Source organism: Calothrix sp. UHCC 0171, from assembly GCF_034931845.1.
Classification (GTDB): Bacteria; Cyanobacteriota; Cyanobacteriia; order Cyanobacteriales; family Nostocaceae; genus Brunnivagina.
The window spans coordinates 325,529-343,327 of sequence record NZ_JAYGHN010000001.1; the positions used below are offsets into that span (position 1 = coordinate 325,529).

At 40.5% G+C, this 17,799-nt stretch carries 16 protein-coding genes; 7 read left to right on the forward strand and 9 right to left on the reverse strand.

The features are described 5' to 3' along the window. Positions 1-48: 48 nt before the first annotated feature. The 4 genes from VB733_RS01275 to VB733_RS01290 all read right to left on the reverse strand — a co-directional run bounded on the left by VB733_RS01275 (position 49) and on the right by VB733_RS01290 (position 2,411). Positions 49-222, reverse strand: a complete 174-nt coding sequence (locus VB733_RS01275) for a hypothetical protein (protein WP_323338301.1) — start codon at positions 220-222, stop codon at positions 49-51. A gap of 397 nt (positions 223-619) precedes the next feature. Continuing rightward, on the reverse strand, positions 620-742 hold the full coding sequence (locus tag VB733_RS01280; RefSeq protein ID WP_323338302.1) for a hypothetical protein: 123 nt from the start codon (positions 740-742) through the stop codon (positions 620-622). 68 nt (positions 743-810) lie between these two features. Next, positions 811-1,404 carry a hypothetical protein gene (locus tag VB733_RS01285; RefSeq protein ID WP_323338303.1) on the reverse strand — a complete coding sequence of 198 codons (594 nt, stop codon included), beginning with the start codon at positions 1,402-1,404 and terminating at the stop codon, positions 811-813. A 14-nt stretch (positions 1,405-1,418) separates the two neighbouring features. After that, on the reverse strand, positions 1,419-2,411 hold the full coding sequence (locus VB733_RS01290; protein ID WP_323338304.1) for a hypothetical protein: 993 nt from the start codon (positions 2,409-2,411) through the stop codon (positions 1,419-1,421). Between the two features lie 378 nt (positions 2,412-2,789). On the opposite strand from VB733_RS01290, the gene VB733_RS01295 reads away from it, so the two are divergent. Both VB733_RS01295 and VB733_RS01300 read left to right on the forward strand, forming a co-directional pair. Next, positions 2,790-4,442: an alpha/beta hydrolase gene (locus VB733_RS01295; protein WP_323338305.1), complete on the forward strand. Its 1,653-nt coding sequence runs from the start codon at positions 2,790-2,792 to the stop codon at positions 4,440-4,442. A 692-nt stretch (positions 4,443-5,134) separates the two neighbouring features. Next, a complete protein-coding gene (locus VB733_RS01300; RefSeq protein ID WP_323338306.1) occupies positions 5,135-5,998 on the forward strand; it encodes an SPFH domain-containing protein in 864 nt (287 codons plus the stop codon). 173 nt (positions 5,999-6,171) lie between these two features. Here the strand turns inward: VB733_RS01300 and folP are convergent, their stop codons facing one another. Both folP and tpiA read right to left on the reverse strand, forming a co-directional pair. Beyond that, positions 6,172-7,008, reverse strand: coding sequence for a dihydropteroate synthase (gene folP, locus VB733_RS01305; RefSeq protein ID WP_323338307.1), 837 nt, complete (start codon positions 7,006-7,008; stop codon positions 6,172-6,174). A gap of 95 nt (positions 7,009-7,103) precedes the next feature. Next, positions 7,104-7,832 (reverse strand): triose-phosphate isomerase, encoded by a 729-nt coding sequence (gene tpiA, locus VB733_RS01310; protein WP_323338308.1) that lies wholly within the window; start codon positions 7,830-7,832, stop codon positions 7,104-7,106. Between the two features lie 403 nt (positions 7,833-8,235). Here tpiA and VB733_RS01315 point away from each other — a divergent pair, with 403 nt between their 5' ends. After that, entirely contained in the window at positions 8,236-8,616 is a 381-nt protein-coding gene (locus VB733_RS01315; RefSeq protein ID WP_323338309.1) for a hypothetical protein, read from the forward strand. A 98-nt stretch (positions 8,617-8,714) separates the two neighbouring features. Here VB733_RS01315 and cobT read toward each other — a convergent pair whose 3' ends face one another. Together cobT and VB733_RS01325 are read right to left on the reverse strand one after the other, a co-directional pair. After that, the gene (gene cobT / locus VB733_RS01320; RefSeq protein WP_323338310.1) at positions 8,715-9,899 is read right to left on the reverse strand and encodes a nicotinate mononucleotide-dependent phosphoribosyltransferase CobT; all 1,185 of its coding nucleotides are present in this window, start codon (positions 9,897-9,899) and stop codon (positions 8,715-8,717) included. 91 nt (positions 9,900-9,990) lie between these two features. Next, positions 9,991-10,671 carry a DUF2232 domain-containing protein gene (locus tag VB733_RS01325; protein WP_323338311.1) on the reverse strand — a complete coding sequence of 227 codons (681 nt, stop codon included), beginning with the start codon at positions 10,669-10,671 and terminating at the stop codon, positions 9,991-9,993. Between VB733_RS01325 and VB733_RS01330 the strand changes: the two genes are divergently transcribed. Then, positions 10,665-10,880: a hypothetical protein gene (locus tag VB733_RS01330; protein ID WP_323338312.1), complete on the forward strand. Its 216-nt coding sequence runs from the start codon at positions 10,665-10,667 to the stop codon at positions 10,878-10,880. The genes VB733_RS01325 and VB733_RS01330 overlap by 7 nt on opposite strands. Here the strand turns inward: VB733_RS01330 and VB733_RS01335 are convergent. After that, on the reverse strand, positions 10,877-11,578 hold the full coding sequence (locus tag VB733_RS01335) for a Crp/Fnr family transcriptional regulator (RefSeq protein ID WP_096610568.1): 702 nt from the start codon (positions 11,576-11,578) through the stop codon (positions 10,877-10,879). The genes VB733_RS01330 and VB733_RS01335 overlap by 4 nt on opposite strands. A gap of 30 nt (positions 11,579-11,608) precedes the next feature. Here VB733_RS01335 and VB733_RS01340 point away from each other — a divergent pair, with 30 nt between their 5' ends. The 3 genes from VB733_RS01340 (at position 11,609) to VB733_RS01350 (ending at position 17,765) form a co-directional block, all read left to right on the forward strand. Further along, a complete protein-coding gene (locus VB733_RS01340; protein WP_323338313.1) occupies positions 11,609-11,740 on the forward strand; it encodes a hypothetical protein in 132 nt (43 codons plus the stop codon). Positions 11,741-12,313: 573 nt separating this feature from the next. After that, positions 12,314-16,834 carry a hypothetical protein gene (locus VB733_RS01345; RefSeq protein ID WP_323338314.1) on the forward strand — a complete coding sequence of 1,507 codons (4,521 nt, stop codon included), beginning with the start codon at positions 12,314-12,316 and terminating at the stop codon, positions 16,832-16,834. A gap of 280 nt (positions 16,835-17,114) precedes the next feature. Then, positions 17,115-17,765, forward strand: a complete 651-nt coding sequence (locus VB733_RS01350) for a sugar transferase (RefSeq protein ID WP_323338442.1) — start codon at positions 17,115-17,117, stop codon at positions 17,763-17,765. Positions 17,766-17,799 lie beyond the last annotated feature (34 nt).

The window sequence follows — 17,799 nt, forward strand, 5'->3', positions numbered from 1 at the left end:
TTGATAAAACAACTATAAAACAGCTTTAGAGTTAAATACTGAGCAAAATTATGAGTCAGCAGCACCCATATCCGATGCTGCACCCTCTTCCTCTTCACTCTTAGGCGATCGTTGTTGGAATCTTCGATTCATTCTTCCTGTAGTAGTCCGTTTACGAAACTTGCGGGCATAAGCCTGGTTCCGTAGCGCCTTTTCTTTTTTCGGATTACGGCGCTTTGCCATATTCACCTCATGAATAAACAACAGAAAAGCAACATCTAGGCATCAATTAGGTAACATTAGCTTAAGCTACTGAAAGACTATTGACATACTTTAAGCCTAGTATAGCTTTTTTTATATTTTAAGCAGCAATATAGCATACCTTATTTACTTAAAATATGTCAACTTGGAAAAATTTAACCTGCCAGATACCTTGCTAGATGTAAATTATTATAAATTAAAATAAAAAATATATAGTTTTATATAGTTTTTATGGATTTATTTGAGCCAAAATTTATATCTAAATATAATTTTTATTTTCGGTTCAAAATATTCAAAATCATACAGCCAGAAATATAACTTGTAAATCCAGAGGGTTGACTTGTTGCTTTTTTCTGAAAATGGTAAATTTTTCGTTTAATTATTGAGAATAAACATGCTGTTGTTCATCCAGACTAAAACTTAACTGTACCGTTGTTTTTTGGGTAATTGCGATTGGGAAAACATAGCCGTAATCATAACCAGTATATTTGCCATTTGCCAATACGTTTCACTCTACCAGGGGCATGAGTTTCTATTTATAGAAGTTGATTAAAGATGTTTTGAAATTCATCAGAGTGTTCCATAATAATTTTGATTAGTCACTCTAATCAGAAAACGCAAAGCTTCATTTACTGATTGAGAATTAGGAAATATTTTGGCAACATCTGCTTCTAAATAAATTTTTAATCCTTCATTTTCTTCCTGAATATCACTTTCTGAATTATGAACTGACTGAGATTTGATTTCAGGTAAAATCTTTGGAGAAGATGAAGAATTTAGTTTGTTAACTAGGGATTCCCAACTTACGGCTTTTACTTGTAATTTTTCTTTGGCTTCGCGTAATGTTTTAAACTTTTGCTTGAGAATCTCAACTGTATAAATATTTTGATAAATGTCTTGATAAATATCTTGAGGACTATCTTGATAAATATTTGTTTGATACATTTGCTGTTGTCGCTCAATGTCTTCCTCAACCATCTCAACTACCTCATGAATAAGTTTTTCATGATTCTCAGAAATTTGAGCAGCAGCCCCTAAAATGCGAGAAGTAGCTTTTATTTGTACCTCAGTCTCTTGTTTCAGGCGATCGGCAATATTACGAATTTTATCTCCTAATTTTGTTTTACCTTTATTCTCCGCAGTTGATGCAGATTTTTTTCGCATAATAATACTTTTATTTATTCTGAAAGTATCTCTTTAATAGCAAGCCAAATACGTTGAAACTTTTGTATGACTCCCACAGGGCTATTTGTTGTTCCTTCTTCCACCGAATCCACCAAAGATTGAATTCTATCCATCCTCTCTGCAACAATATAGAGATTATTTATCGCTTCATCCTTACTGGTTAGGGATTCACGCAACAGCACAACCATATCGGAAATTTCTTTTTTTAACTTTTCATTTTCCTTTTTACGACGAGTTTCCCAACCTTTAATCCCAGCTTTAGAGCGCCGTTCAAATTTAAGTTCTGATTTTACTTCGTTATACAATATTACATATTTATCTCGCTCGGAACTAATTTCCTCATATTTGGCAACTAATTCTGTAGCTTTTGCTTTTTCTTCTTCATAAAGTGATAAAGCCTGCTGGTAATTTTGTTGTTCGCGTGCGACATTTTCCTTTAATTCATTGACTTCTATTTCATAGGTTTGAATATTTTCCTGATATCGAACAAGTTGAGATGTCGCTGCCTGAGATTTTTCTTTTTCCTGAAGATAAAGTGATTCCTTTTCTGCAATTTTTTCCTCTAACTCTTCTACCTTAATTCCATAAGTTTGGATGCTTTTTTGAAATTGAGTTAATTTAGATGCAGCAACAGCATTATCTTTTGCACGTTGCTCCCACTCGCTACGTTGGCTAATTAATTCATTTATTTTTGCTTGTTCCTTATTATAAAGAGATAAAGCCTGTTGATAATTGTTTTGTTCGTTCTGATATTTTTGGTAACTTTGTGCAGCACGTTCTCTTAACTCCTTTATCTCATTTTGGTAAGTTTCAATTTTTTGTTGAGCTTGAGTAAGCGCTTCTTCATTATCCTTTGCTTTTTGTTGAGCTTGATCTCGCTCGTTAATTAATATTTTCTTATACTCATGAAAAGACATTGATTCTTGCGATGAGTAAGAATTAATGATAGGACGATTTTTACGACGATCCTTGTCTGCGTCTCGCATAGCCATAATACTGGTTATAAATATTACTTTTACTTGTATTTTAGTATAATCTTTCTCAACTTTTATACGTAAGTATCTCCCGTGTATCCGGAATCATCAAAAAATTACATTTGCCTTTGTTTGCGCGAGACACAATACTGCCTGGGACTTGCTTTTAGACAAAGGTAATTGAGATGAGTTGTGAAAAATGTATAAAAATGCGATCGCAAAGCAAAATTTTAACCAGGTAAATTTAAAACACACTCGCAGCACTTCTACACAATTTTACATCTGGAACAAAATTATGTATGGAAGGTCGGATATTAGAAATGGCGTAGTTTAATATTTGTTGAATATTAAGTTGAATTAATATAGTTCTCTCAAACAATGGCAGGGTTTATGCAGTTTCCCATTGACAAGATTAAAGGGTTTTTGTGTGGCTTGGGTGTAGTTTGCAGTTGGACTGTAGCAACACCGATATCGCAGGCAGCAGAAAAGGTAATTATTCAATTAGGTCCATTTCAGCAGACGGTGGAAATTAGCGATTTAGAGAACTTTGCCAAAACGGGGAAATTACCGCAGGAATTACGAGCTTTTTCGTCATTTTTAACTCCGGAAGTGCGGGGATTGTTAAATCAAAAGTTTCAAGTTAATCCGGCTATTGGTGACAAGTTTATTGATGAATTGGTAAAAACTCCTCAAGGTAAGCAGCTGATTTCTTCTTTAGGGGGAATCATCCCAGGCAGTACGAGTCAAAGTCTTAAGGATACGTTGAATTTAACGCTGCGTCGGGCAAATGGTTTGAGCGTCTTGGGATTTTTGCGATCGTATCCGGGGGAAAATATTACTGTTGATGCGACTAAAGCTGTAAGTTTATCGCTGGATTTTAATCCGGCAAATCTACAAAGTCAGGCTTTTGGAGCTTTGCTAGAACAAGAATTAGTTGCCAAAAATGATGTTGTACTGCCAAAAAATCTGAATCCGGCATTACCAGGAAATCAAACAGTTCAGGAAGTGAGTTTGGTGTTGCGGGATAGTCGGAGAAATCGGACAATTCCCGTGGATGTTTATTCGAGTAGCGCCCCAGGGCAGACAGCAATACAAACACCAGCCCAACAACCTATGGTGGTGATTTCACATGGCTTTGGTGCAAATCGCCAGTTTTTAAGATATCTGGCTTTACATTTAGCATCCCACGGCATAACTGTGGCTGCCATGGAACATCCTGGTAGTAATGCTTTAGCGGTGAATCGTGCTGCGAATAATTCTGATTTAGCTCGACTTTTACCTGCAAACGAATTTATTGCTCGTCCTCAAGATGTGAGTTTTTTACTTGATGAATTGGCAAAGCTAAATTCCCAATCTGGACAACTCCAAGGCAAATTAAACACTGATAATGTCACAATTATTGGGCATTCTTTAGGTGGTTATACAGCCTTAGCTCTGGTGGGAGGGAAATTAGATTTAGGGGCATTACGCAAGTTTTGTAACAATTCGTTAGGTATTGCCGAAGCACCCGGAGATTGGTTGCAATGTGCGGCAACTGGTTTAAAAGAGGGAAATTTTGACTTGAGAGATAAAAGAATCAAAAATGCGATCGCTCTCAATCCTCTGGTTGGTAATTTATTTGGTAAAAATGGACTCTCACGGATTAATACCCCAGTCCTGATGCTGGCGGGAACTGAGGATGCCCTCACACCTGCACTCAAGCATCAATTTGCACCTTTTACGCAACTAAAAGAGAGTAATAGTAAATATTTATTAACTGCGATCGGGGGTACACACCTAAGTATTGGCGACCCCATGTATCGTCACAACGCCGCCACAAATATAGCGAGGGAAAAGCGCGGTACGGAAACCAAAAGCCTCCGCGAAATCCTTTGTGGTCTGAGTTTGGCGTTTATTCAGCAACAAACCGATACCGCAAAAATATATCAGCCATTTTTATCATCTAGCTATGCTCAGTCATTTTCGACACCACAATTACCCTTGCGGCTAGTCACAGAGTTGCCAGGAAACTTGAAAAAATGGGCAGAGTATGCAGCAAGGTAAAATATAAAAGGGAGGGGAAATGGGAGACAGTTTGTTGCACCTCTACCCCAGAGTAAATTTAATCACTACTTTAATCACTACATTGATAGTTGCCACATAGCTGTCAAAATGATTTAATCATGATTATTTTCAATCTATTTCACAGACTGAGCAAAAGCTAATAATTGCAGCACGATACACTGATGGTGTCACCATCTGACGAGGCTATGTATAAAGTAAACTTTAATACTAAGGAAACCCGGTTTCTTGGATTTAAGTATCGAGCATTATCTTCACTTTTTGATGAGAAGCTGGGTCTTTCCCCACACAACTATGCTTAATATTTACTTATATTTACTTTATAAATGGTCTTTAAAGGCGATCGCTAATTGATTAAAGTTACAATCTCTACTTACTAGTAGTTCACCAAAGTAACTTTACCGGGACAACAATCTCCGCGTCTTTGCGTCTCCCTCTCTCCGAGTCAATCTCAACCGTCAATTCTGGGTTGGCGAATCACTAGGCTCAAATTAAGAGGACAATCTACGTGTTACTCGAATACGGCTCAACTAAGTTCAAAACATAACTTCTGTACAGACTGTGATGCTTGGTGTTCAGCCTGTTATCTTGCCACTTTACCCTTTCACTAATAAGTATTGCGTGTTGCCATATTAACGATATAATTTCCCCCAAGATACAGTAGGAGCCATTACATGGAACCAGTTATTGCTATAGTTTTAGTGCTTATAGGTTATGCTTTAGGGTCTGCCAAGCTGATTAATGAAGGGAATGAAGCCCTTGTCGAGCGTTTAGGACGCTACCACCGCAAGCTAAGACCCGGTTTAAATTTTATTGTGCCTCTGCTTGATTCCGTGGTGATGGAAGATACCACTAGGGAGCAAATTTTAGATATTAAACCTCAAAATGTAATTACTGCTGATAACGTTTATGTCGAAGTCGATGGCGTTGTCAACTGGCGCATCATGGACATGGAGAAAAGCTTTTATAAAATTGATGATATCCAGATTGCATTGGCAAACTTAGCAACTGTGGAACTGCGCTCCAGTCTAGCTGAACGCACTTTAGAACAGGTAAATGCATCTCGAAACGAGATGAATAAAAGTTTGTTACAAGCATTAAATGATGCTTCCAAGGAATGGGGTATTGAAATTATTCGGGTTGATATCCAAAGTATTACACCTCCTGAAAGCGTTCAAAAATCATTAGCAGAACAAAACGCTGCGGTGATGAGAAAACGTGCTGCCATTACTGCGGCAGAAGGGGAACAGGAAGCTGCTATTAAACGCGCCCAAGCCACAAAAACATCAATGCAAATCCTCGCAGAAGCATTACGCACCAATCCGGAAAGCAAGGAAATTTTAAAATATTTAGTCGCACAAGAACAGGTGGAAGCTAGTCAAAAGTTAAGTGCTAGCACCAACGCTAAGATTGTCTTCCTAAATCCTGGTGTCAATGCTGAAGCTTACAGTCAAATGATTGGTGATTTAGGGGCTGAGGAAATTAGCCACAATCATCCCAATACCAATGTTGGTGAAAATGGTTCAGCAACTGCTTAGGAATGTAGATTAGATACTAAATACAGTGAAAATTAGGGTGTGTTAGCGTCGCATAACGCACCATTTTTAGTTTTGAATGTAGAGAGTGGAACAAGGTAAAGATGACGGGGGGATGGGGAGACATAGAGATTTATGTGTTGCCAAGTTTCAGAGAAAAGCTATTATTTATCCTCTTATCTCCGACAGATGCCATCTGTTACTAAACTGACATCACGCATTTCTTTGACATCGTGAACTCGAATAATATCAGCACCCTTGAAAATCGCAGCACAACAAGCCGCAGCTGTTCCCCATATTCTTTCTTGGGGATTGGGTTGGTTTAAAATATGACCAATGAAGCTTTTGCGCGACGCTCCAACCAAAATTGGACAGTTGAGAGTACGTAATTCTGGTAAGCGGCGAAATATCTCTAAATTTTGTTCGAGGTTTTTAGCAAATCCAATTCCGGGATCAATAATTATTTTTTCCCTTTCTATTCCTATTTCTAAGGCTTTTGTGATTTGCTTCTCGAGAAAACTAATAATTGCGGCGATAACATCTTCATAATCTGTATTCCTTTGCTGTTGCATTGTTTGAGGAGTACCGCGAATATGCATAAGCACTATTGGTAAGCCAGCATCCGCAACAACTTTTAATAGTTCTGGTTCAAACGTGCCCCCAGAAATATCGTTAATTATATCCGCACCAGATGCAATTGCCGCCCTTGCCACTTCCGCCCGCGTAGTGTCTACAGAAATCGCGATATTTGTCAGCGATCGCACTGCTGCTAATACTGGTATAATTCGGTTAATTTCTTCCCTAAGGGTAATTTGTTCGGCACCCGGTCTTGTTGATTGTCCACCGATGTCAATGATATCAACACCGGCATCGACCATGGATTTAGCTTGAGCGATCGCAGCATCAATAGTATTAAAATTACCCCCATCGCTAAAACTATCAGGAGTAACATTTAATACACCCATAATATAAGTTCGCTTTCCCCAAGCGAAGGTCGAATTGCGTATTTTCATATTTCTAAAATTGGGGAATTGGTGATTGAATATTGTCAAAGCGATGGAGAGGGGAGCTACAGAGACATATTTCCCCTTATCCCCCTTTCCCACTCCTAATTTTGGTAATTAACAATTCGGGCAAAACTGTCAGCTTCCAGACTTGCCCCTCCCACCAAGGCACCATCAATTTCAGGTTGTGCCATGATTTCATCGATGTTATTTGGTTTCACCGAGCCACCATATTGAATTGGTACATCCGGATTTTTGAGTTGCGATCGTATTAACCCAATCACACGGTTGGCTTCTTTGGTTTCACAGGTGTCACCAGTACCGATCGCCCAAATCGGTTCATAAGCAATAATGAGATGATTCTGATCGATACCGACTAAATCTTTGTCTAGCTGCATTGAAATTAAGGCTTCGGTTTCTCCAGTATCCCGTTGTTGCTTGGTTTCCCCGACACACAAAATCGGCGTTAAACCATGTTTTTGTGCAGCTTTGAGGCGTAAATTCACCGTTGCATCGGTTTCCCCGAAATACTGTCGGCGTTCACTGTGCCCAATGATGACATAGCGCACACCAATTTCCGTCAGCATCTCCGCAGAGATTTCACCTGTATAAGCTCCACTTTCCTCCCAATGGACGTTCTGCGCCCCTAATTGGACGCGACTACCATGTAAATTTCTTGATAATACGTTTAAATCAGTAAACGGGACGCATAAAATAACTTCGCGTCCGGAGGGAGTTTCTTCTAAAGCAGGCAAAAATCCTTTCAAGAAACCCTCAGACTCAGCCTGAGTCTTAAACATTTTCCAGTTGCCAGCAATAACTTTCTTCCGCACAGCGCTTTCGTCTAGGTTAAAACAACATTAAATGCATCTTTCACTGTAGACTATGACGTGCCTGTGCGATCGCATTAGTTTTTACCTCGATGCAATTATCAATCCGATCTGGCTTAAATATATACCGATGTCGGGTATTTTACACTCAGATAACTATAATCTTCAGTTAAATGTGACCAAATAACCAAAGCTTTGCTTTTCCTTGAAGTTGGATATAGTAATTAATCTTTCTCAATAAATGCAAAATCTTTAGCTTTATTACATATTTCGAGATATTTCTGATTAATGATTTACATGTCCCATCCCAAAGGAAAGTATTAATAATTAAATAATTCATAAGTATGTTTAACATGAGCTTATAGTTGCATACTATAGAGAAAAATCTTGCCGATGAGGGTATTAGATGGAGCTATTAGAACAACAGGTCTTGACTTTGAGTACCAAAGTCGATGCCCTCTACCAGGTGATTCAACAACTAGAGCATAAAGTATCTCAAGTGCTGTCAACAACCCATGCAGATAATGGGAATAAAAGAGAGAGTTTGCTTGATAGTGGTGAAACTGGTAGCTACCAGTTAAAAGGACATAATATTAATTTCAATGCGGAGTTTGAACATAAAGATGTCCTGGTTGATGGAATTTACCTGGATACTAGTATTCAAGGGGGGGACAAGCATTTAACGGCAGAGGTACAAATCCAACGCTTAACAGCACAGCTAACAGCAGCCTATAACCGTATTGCTGCATTAGAAGAACAACTTTTGCTCAAACGGATTAGTTCTTAGTAATTTAACCTTGATTTTGCCCGTAAAACGGTGATTAATCGAATTGAAAATCTCATCAAGATGGAGGGTACAGTTTTCCGTAAAAATTTGTCCCTCCGTTAATTTTTTGTGAGTGATTCTAAACGACTAATTTGTAGTTCGATCGCCTTTAAAAGTTGCTCTTGCTGCCAATTATCTCGGAGATGCGCCGCAATACAAGCCGCGCCAGCACCAACACCTTCTTTGACAAAGCCTTGTTCATAAGCACGAAGTTGTGGGTAGCGGGAATTGTGAAAATTGAGTTGAGTAGCAATCAAAGGAATATCACCAATTAATTGTGCTAATTCCACAGTCGCGCCAGTTGCATCTTCTGCAACCCAACGAGTTGTGCCCACAACGATTTGTCTTGGTTGCCATTCCAGATTGTAGGTTTGGGCTAAAGCACGTGCTAGCGCATACACAGCCAACATTTGCGTGCCGCCAGCCAGCATCACACCGCAAATACGACTAGCTGCGATCGCCATTCCCGCCACAACCACTTGCATGGGATCACCAACAGCAGCGACAAGTTCGAGAGGAAGCCAGGAAGGTATTCCATCTTCCCCTGTGTCCCTTTTTCCTAATTTCTCCAATCCTTGCTGGACAATTTGCCACTTTTGGGCGTGATTACATGTGGGATGGCTGCTATTTACTTTACCTGCGGCATCAAGACCTAAACCTGTCAAAATTGCTAAGGCTGTTGTAGTACCACCGACTACGCATTCGCTCAAAACCAGGTATTTATCTGGAGATTGATTTTGAAATTGTTCTTGAGATTGATATTGGTATTCATAATTTGATGCCTGCGCCAGCTTTTCCCCCCAAATCAGCCCTTGCTCAAACAAATGTCGAACAATCTCCAATTTCATTGCTTTACCTGTACTCAAGCAGAAAGCGGGTATACCCCCCAAATCAATGGCAGGTAAATTTGGCGGTTGTGGCAATCCAGCATTAAAAATATACAGGGGTAATTTTAGTTCTTCAACGATCGCCCGTGAAATCAATACAGGTGAAGCACCATCTGTCAAAGGTGGCAATGAATACCGAGGGGTTTTCTTCGCTCCGTAATAGAGAAATTCAGCATCCGCACAAGCTGTATATTTGCGGTCATCGGGTGTCAAACCAGCAGCCGATATTTCTGGTATCAAAGCAGTCTCCGTAAAGCCCAGTACGCAAGTAAATACAGGTAAGGCAGTGCCATACTTGGACAACCATGCTTCACCTTGAGGAATTTGAGTATAGATATGAATTTGGGAATTAGACATTGGACAATTCGTAATACTTTCTTCTGGAAAGAAGCAAGCTACGTGATACTAGACTTTTAACTTAGCACTCCTAACTCCTGACACCTGCCGATTATTCATAATCCATCAAAACTTGTACCCATTGGGGAGGACGGGGAATGGGGTTGCCAAGTCTATCGAGTAATAACCATGCAGCGAGGTGAACTAAGAATAAATATAAAAAATTATTAAAAATTACAAAGGCGATCGCGCCAATTTGAATAAATAATACGCTAGGGGTTGCCAAGAGTCCTACTTTCAGAAATAACCAATCAATTAAATCAGTCACTTGATTAATTACATAAATCCACAGGTCTTCGCCAGTTAATATCGACAAAAACCACACCCGGAAAAATACACCAATAGTTCCCAGCAAAGCACCTAAACTAATTGACACAATCCAAGGGACGCGACGATTCCAAGCGGCACCTAACAATACCCCCATTAATCCAAAGGGCATGACAAATAACAAACTACGAATCGGTCCCATGAGTACCAATAATAGTAAACCAGAGACTACAGAAGCCATCCAAGCCGCACGATTACCCCAACGCAAATAAATTAAAGCAATGGGTATGGGAAAAAACATCCGTAACACCGGCGAAAGCACAGGAAAATAAAAGTTAATAAACCAAATTAAACTTCCTGTACTTGCCAGAAACGCTGTTTCTACCATTCGCAACGGAGTATCCACTTTCACCTGGGGCGAAGCAAAATTTTCTCGTTTTTCAGACAATTCGTTTTCGGATGACATCGTTTCAGATTAGGGAAAAGATTACAGGGGAGATGGGGAGATGGGGAGATGGGGAGATGGGGAGACGAGGAGATGGGGAGACGGGGAGATGGGGAGATGGATTTTCTATCTTTGTCCCCGCGTCCCCGCGTCCCCGCCGCATCCCCTCATCCCAGCATCCCCGCCGCGTCCCCACACACCGCGTCCCCATACACCGTACATCTTCCTAAACTATCATGCCCTCTAATGCTGACAAATCTGGGATACAAATTGTGTCTTGGTCACGTTTGATTAACCCTTTTTTTTCTAACCTAGTTAGTACCCTGGTTACAGTTTCCCTTGCCAATCCGCTCAAACTACTCAATTCTCGGTGTGGCAAATTGGGAATATCCATACCCGTTTCGCCTTTAATTCCTTGTCCCTCCGCCAAAAACAATAAAGCATCTGCTACTCGTGATTGACTATCAGATTCGCGCAATCTTAATCTTCGGTTGATTTGTCGTAGCCTTCTTGCCATTAACTGAGCTAATCTAACTCCCGCCATTGGTTCAGTTTGCAGGAGCTTGACAAAGTCTTGTGAGGGCATACTACCAATAACAGTAGATGCTAATGTAATTACATCCGTAGAGCGTGGCACTTCATCAAGCGCTGCCATTTCGCCAAATAACTCGCCCTTGCCCAGAATATTTAGTGTAACTTCCTTACCTTCAAGATTATAAGTACGAATTTTTACCCAGCCTTCAATAATAAAATATACTGAGCCACCCCAGTCATTTTCGAGTAAGATGACTTGATTAGCTGGATGAGCGCGGGTTACAAGATTTGTGAGCGCCGATTCAATAACAGCTTCAGGCAACCCTTGAAAAAAGGGAGCCGATGTAACAATAGATGGGTTCGCAGGGGTAAGCAAGCTGTATCTGTCTTCCATTACAACATTTTTACTAAAGCTGTGCAGGCAATGCCTACTTTTAGAAGCCTTACGGATGCGACAGTTATTGATGTCAGAATATCTAACTCTAGAACTGTTTTACCGCTCTGCGTCTACCCGCAAGGTTCGACTCAACGAACGAAACTCCATGTACCAGCCTAAGCTATAAAAGCACAACTACTTTATAAAATAAAGCTAAACTTATGTTACATGGCACGGTGATGTTCGCGTTTTTTCTTAACAATCTTGATCTACGGGTATAAGCAACATAAAAGTTTGGCTTCTAGGAACTTTTAGACTCATGTGTTCTGATTGATGAGTCGAAAGTATTGCAAATATGTTTACTAAACGATATTGCTTAACAACATTAATGATACTCAAGGGTAGTGATTTTTGCTAACTTTACGATTTTTGGCGATCGCAATTCAGGAGTTAGGTTATCGTTTAATACTGTGTGGCTTTGCAGCAAATGCGCTAGCATCTACGGCGAGTCGCCGACTCAGGTGAAGAAATAAAGATTAAAATTTGGAAAATCTCAATCCTGATTTTATTTTGAGCAGCATATTTTTATCCTTATCCCTTTGCCGATTAAATGGCGTTCTTCGCCGAGCCAGTTTATAATTTATATCTTTAATCTTGAGAAAATGCCTTAAATCTCTAGTCCCTAATCCCTAATCGCAGACTGACATTATCCCACACCACGCCTTCTTAGAGTTCTAGCTTAGGTAAATCAAAGTGACTTCCCGCGCAACTGAAATTCAAACGCTGATTGCAGAGATTGATAACTTACTCGCCAATAAGGGTAAGCGTTTATCGAGAGTTCTTTCCAACCAAGGACAAGAGCCAAAGCAGGTATTAGAACGAATTCGTAGTTTCTTGGTCAATTTGGAAGAAAATAAGCCACAGGCTGGTAATGCGGCACAGTTAACGCCGTTGATAGCCAGATATATCGGTAGCGACGAGGAGTCGTTACCACAGCAGAACCAGTCTGCGGTTGAAGGTGCTTCTGTGGGCTATTTTATGGGAGAAGATGATTCCTTTGGAGGTTCTTTAACTCAACACTCTTCGCTACAAACTTCGTCGCAGTTAAATAACCACAGTCGAGAAATATCGGCATTCATTGAACCCCTACAAGCGGAATTACAATCGCTTTTGGAGGAGCGTAAAAATTTAGTTGAGGAAATTCGCCAACTAGAACAACAACGGCTGCATAATTATTCTTTGGTGCAGCAAATGGCAACTCAAGAAAAAGCGATCGCAGAATTTTTGCAGGTGCTAGCAAATCGTGTTGGCGAAAACCCCGCACAAGCTGCCAATTTGGTATCTGTCCTCAAATCTACTAGTCCTGTGTCTTTGGGTGCAATACCCGCAGAATCAGAGGAACAGGTTGAACGTTTGTCCCAGTTAGCCAGCGAATTAGATCAAAAGTTAATTGCCCTGGATGGTACTGTCAATATTGTTTTTGAAGCTCTCCAGCGCAATGTTCATACCTACCATAATTCTTTATCTGATGCCTTAATGAGGATGCATGATAAGGGAAGCCAAGGCGAAAAATTACTGAACAAATTTATTGATGATTTAGTGCAGCAGTTGCATTCTTTACCGACAACAGCAACTAATTCTGGGTTCAAAAAGACTCAGGAATTACCTTCAGGAATCACAAAACTGGATCGTACCACTTCTCGCCTAGGTAAAGTTTCCCCGTCTGCATCGAAAACTGGCAAATTACCGACTCCAAATATTACTGAGTTACCAGATGTTGAACCTGGGCTGCTTGACGATAGTAATGCAATGCCAGATTTAGATGCTTTACTGTTGGAACTGAGCCAAGACACAACACCTCAACAATCCTTAGAATCGCCACAGACGAGCCAACAACAGGCAGATGTTTTTTCCCAACAAGGATTAGATCAAGTACCTCAAGATCAAGTATCTCAAGATCGAACTGACGAAGTCGATCGCCTCTATGCTAGTTTGTTTGTTCGGGATGATGTCAACAATCTCAGTCAGCCAATAGCGCCTAATCAACTAACTCGCAATCCCATTGCTGTCACCCAAGATTTATCGACACCGAATATAGTTTCAGATGCCTCTGAGACAATATTTAGCTCCACGTCTCCAGAAGTAATTACTCCAGAACTAGATAACAGCAACCTGGAACAAATAAATTTAGATTTAAATTTAGATTTAAGTATCGACACCAATAAGCAGGCAGATAATCAGGAAGTTGATCAAGTTGATAGTGTCCCTCAGCAAGAAATATTATTAACTGATCAGGAAAATACTAACGATGAAACAATCATCTTAGATTTCTCAGATGTCACGCCTCAAGAAACGATTAGGGATGTCATTTCTAGTAGTGAGATTGTTAATACTCAAGAAATCACAGCAGCAATAACTACTCCCTCGGAAAGTATCTCCCCCAGCCCAAACATCACGGAAATTTTACCAGCAACACCAGAACTAGATACCGTTACGCCATCTGTAAACATTGAATCTGCTAGTACGGAAAATCTTGACAGTATTGAAAAAAAGGATGTAGTAACAGGTTTTATTACGGATCCTTGGTTTGATGGTACAGATGCAGGATTATCAGAACTACAAGACTTGCAAAGCCAAAATCTCGATTCGACAGTTTCCGAACAAACTCCCGATGTCTGGCAAGCATTTGTTAACACCGAAGCCATTGCGAATACAGCCCGCAATCTAGAAGAACCAGTAGCTAATGACATAATTACTGCATTAACTGATTTAATCTTTGCGGATGAAGACAATGCTGCTATCGATACACAGTTATTAACAGATACTAGTACCAGTATTAGTAAAAATGAACCACAATCAGCAACCGAAAACCCCACAACCAGCGAAAATCTAACTGCAAACTACATTACAGCATCGCCACAGGAAATTTTGCTCTCAAAGGCAATGGCAGAAATTGACGCAGCAATGCCAGATATTTCCCTTGATGAAGGGCAATTGCAGCAATTAGATCAGGATTTAGCAAATTTTGATAGCGAACATCATATTTTTGCCTCTACTCCTACCGAGGAAGTAGAAGAAGTACAACCTGATATCATTTCTCCAACTCCTAGTGAACCTGAGATTCATATCCCCCAAGAAGCCAGTGTGGTAAATGCGGATTTAGATTTGACTTCCACAGAAGCACTAGTCACAGAACAGCCAACTTTGGAGGAAGAAACTGAGGTTAAAGTTGAGGAAAGCCAGAATACCGAAATTACTGCCAATCATTCGCCAACTGATACAAATAATTTAACTATCATTTCGGATTCCACAGACAATCCGGAACCACCAATAAATGCCCAAAACTCAGCCTGGTACTTGGGAATTGATTTAGGGACAACTGGAATTTCTGCGGCTTTATTAAATCGCTCAACAGCCGAAGTATACCCCCTCTACTGGTCAGCCGACAGCGACAATAGTGCAAATGGGGTCAAACGTTCCTTTAGATTACCAGCCGAAGTCTATTTACCAGCAAGCGTTGGAATCCCCATTGGGGATAAAGATCGCCACGACACAACCTCAACCGCCTCACCCCCCAACCCCCAAAATTTATTTTCAGCCGAATTAAAGCCCTATCTACAAGTTGCCTTAGCCTATCGCAGCCTTCAGGAAGCACCAGATAATAGTCCAGAAACCTCCCCAGAACAACCCACACAACCGACATTCAAATGGGAACCGGTGCTGCAATTAAATGAAGTTGCCACAGTCCCCTTAGTTTGGATGGTGCGATCGCTGTCAAAATTGCTACTTACCCTCAAATCCGATCGCAACAGCACCACCTTGGGCTTAACTGCAATCGCCATGGGCTTAAATCCCCAAGACTTTAGCAATGTGATTGACAATCTGGCTGGGGTAATTTGCTCCTGCCCCTCCAACTGGTCTGAGCAATACCGCTTTAATATCCGCGAAGCCTTACTTATTAGCAAAATCATTACCCATCCCCAACAAGTATTTTTTGTTGAAGAAGCGATCGCGACTTTACTTTCTGAACTTGATGGTTGTAATGGCGAAGAAGTCAAACTCAAAAGCCGCACTGGTTCGCGTCCAGCTAAAAGCAGTGATCATCCCCTACTTGGCAACACCTTGATCATGAATATCGGCGCGAGTTCTACCGAAATGGCACTCGTTGATATTCCCGATAACCTCATCGAACTCACCCACAGCGATTTTATGCTACATAGCTTCGCCTACGGAGGAAAAAGTATCGAACAAGACATTGTTTGTCAATTACTACTACCTCCGAAATGGCGACAAGCCCATGCCAGCAAAGAGGGAGACAAAGAAACTGTCAGCAGCAATCCTGTGCATTGGCAATCATCGATACCAGGATTGGAGAAGATGCAACTATCCAGTTTAGGATGGGAAGAATTAACCCTCCCTCGCCCTGGAGAACCCGACACTAACGAACGCATTCGCCTGCAACAAAGACTGGAAAGTTCCCTCCTAGGGCAAGCATTGTTGGATGCTGCCACCGCCATGAAATTAATCTTGCAGCAACAAGAATCGTTCTCGCTGCGATTGGCAGATCAAAGCTGGACGTTACAGCGACGTGACTTAGAAAGTCAAGTTTTTGTCCCCTTTGTTCGTCGTCTGAACCGCGAACTCAATCGCCTACTAGTGGCACGGGGCATACCTACCGAAGCGATTAACCAAGCCATCCTTACAGGTGGAGTCGCCTCATTAGGTGCAGTGAGTCGCTGGTTACGGCAAAAACTCCCTAATGCCAGAATTATCCAAGACTTATATTTAGGGGATAATGGCGTACCTGCGTGCAGTCGTGTTGCTTATGGTTTGTGTTTGCTGCCCTTACATCCACAGGTTTTGGAAATACCCAGACAGCAATATACCGATTATTTCTTGTTCACCGAATTATTGAAAGTGCTGCCAGAACAAGCCCTATCCTTTAGCGAAGTGTTACAGTTATTTGAGGAGCGGGGAATTAATACCCGCAGTTGTCAGCAACGTTTATTAGCCTTTTTAGAAGGTGAACTTCCAGGGGGATTAGTACCCAACAGCATTGATTCCCTATGGCTCCAGCAATCTTCCGTAGATAACCCAGATTATAAAGCGATCGCCTCTACTCCACTGTTTGAAAAACAAGGTAGCCTCTCTTATCGTTCCCATCACCAACAGATTCAAGAGCTTCGTCGTTACCTTGATGCAGTTAAAAGCAGTACCCAACAATCCTTAGAAGAACCATATACTGTGAATTTTGCAGTCGGGGTGAGGGAATAATAGTCGGAAGGGGGGAAACAACTCCCCATCTGTCCTTCTACATCACATTTTTGCGATTTTCCCATATGCCAACTTCTGAAAACACCAGAACAAAATACCAAAATTTTAAATTCAAGCATATTAATTAAAAGATTGGATAAAATTTTGATCTAATGTTTTGACTAGTAAAAATACTTGAGTATAGTTGATCGAAGAAACAAAAATAATATGTAAAAACCGAAATATAACAGTGTCTGCTTATATATCGAATGCAGATGGCTCGTCTGCGCGTAAACCGCTAATTCTAAACTATCCCCATTTAACACCTTACTCGCAACAGTCATTCCATCCTTCTGTTACAAGTACAATTAAGCGGGTAATTGATATCATCGGAGCTATTGTTGGACTTGTAATTACTAGTTTTGTTGCATTAATTGTATTAACTTTAAATTTATTTCATGACCAAGGACCGCTATTTTATAGCCAAATTCGCTGTGGTTTGAATGGAAAAACTTTCCGTATTTGGAAGTTTCGTTCGATGGTTGTAAATGCAGACAAACTCAAACATTTAGTCAAAAACGAAGCCAAAGGTAACATATTTAAATGTGCTAATGACCCACGCATTACACCCATCGGTAAATTCCTGCGCCGTACAAGTTTAGATGAATTACCCCAGTTTTGGAATGTATTGCGGGGAGAAATGAGTTTAGTTGGAACCCGCCCCCCAACTCTAGATGAGGTCATTAACTACCAGCCCCACCATTGGGAACGCTTGCAAGTTAAACCCGGAATCACTGGAGAATGGCAAGCAAATGGTCGTTCTACGATTACAGATTTTGAACAAATAGTCAAAATGGATGTTGATTACCAACGCAAATGGTCGCCTATTTACGATTTGATCTTAATTTGTAAAACTGTTTTGGTGGTTATCAATAAAAATGGGGCTTACTAGGCTAAAATTCCCGTTGTTAATGTTAATAATTAAT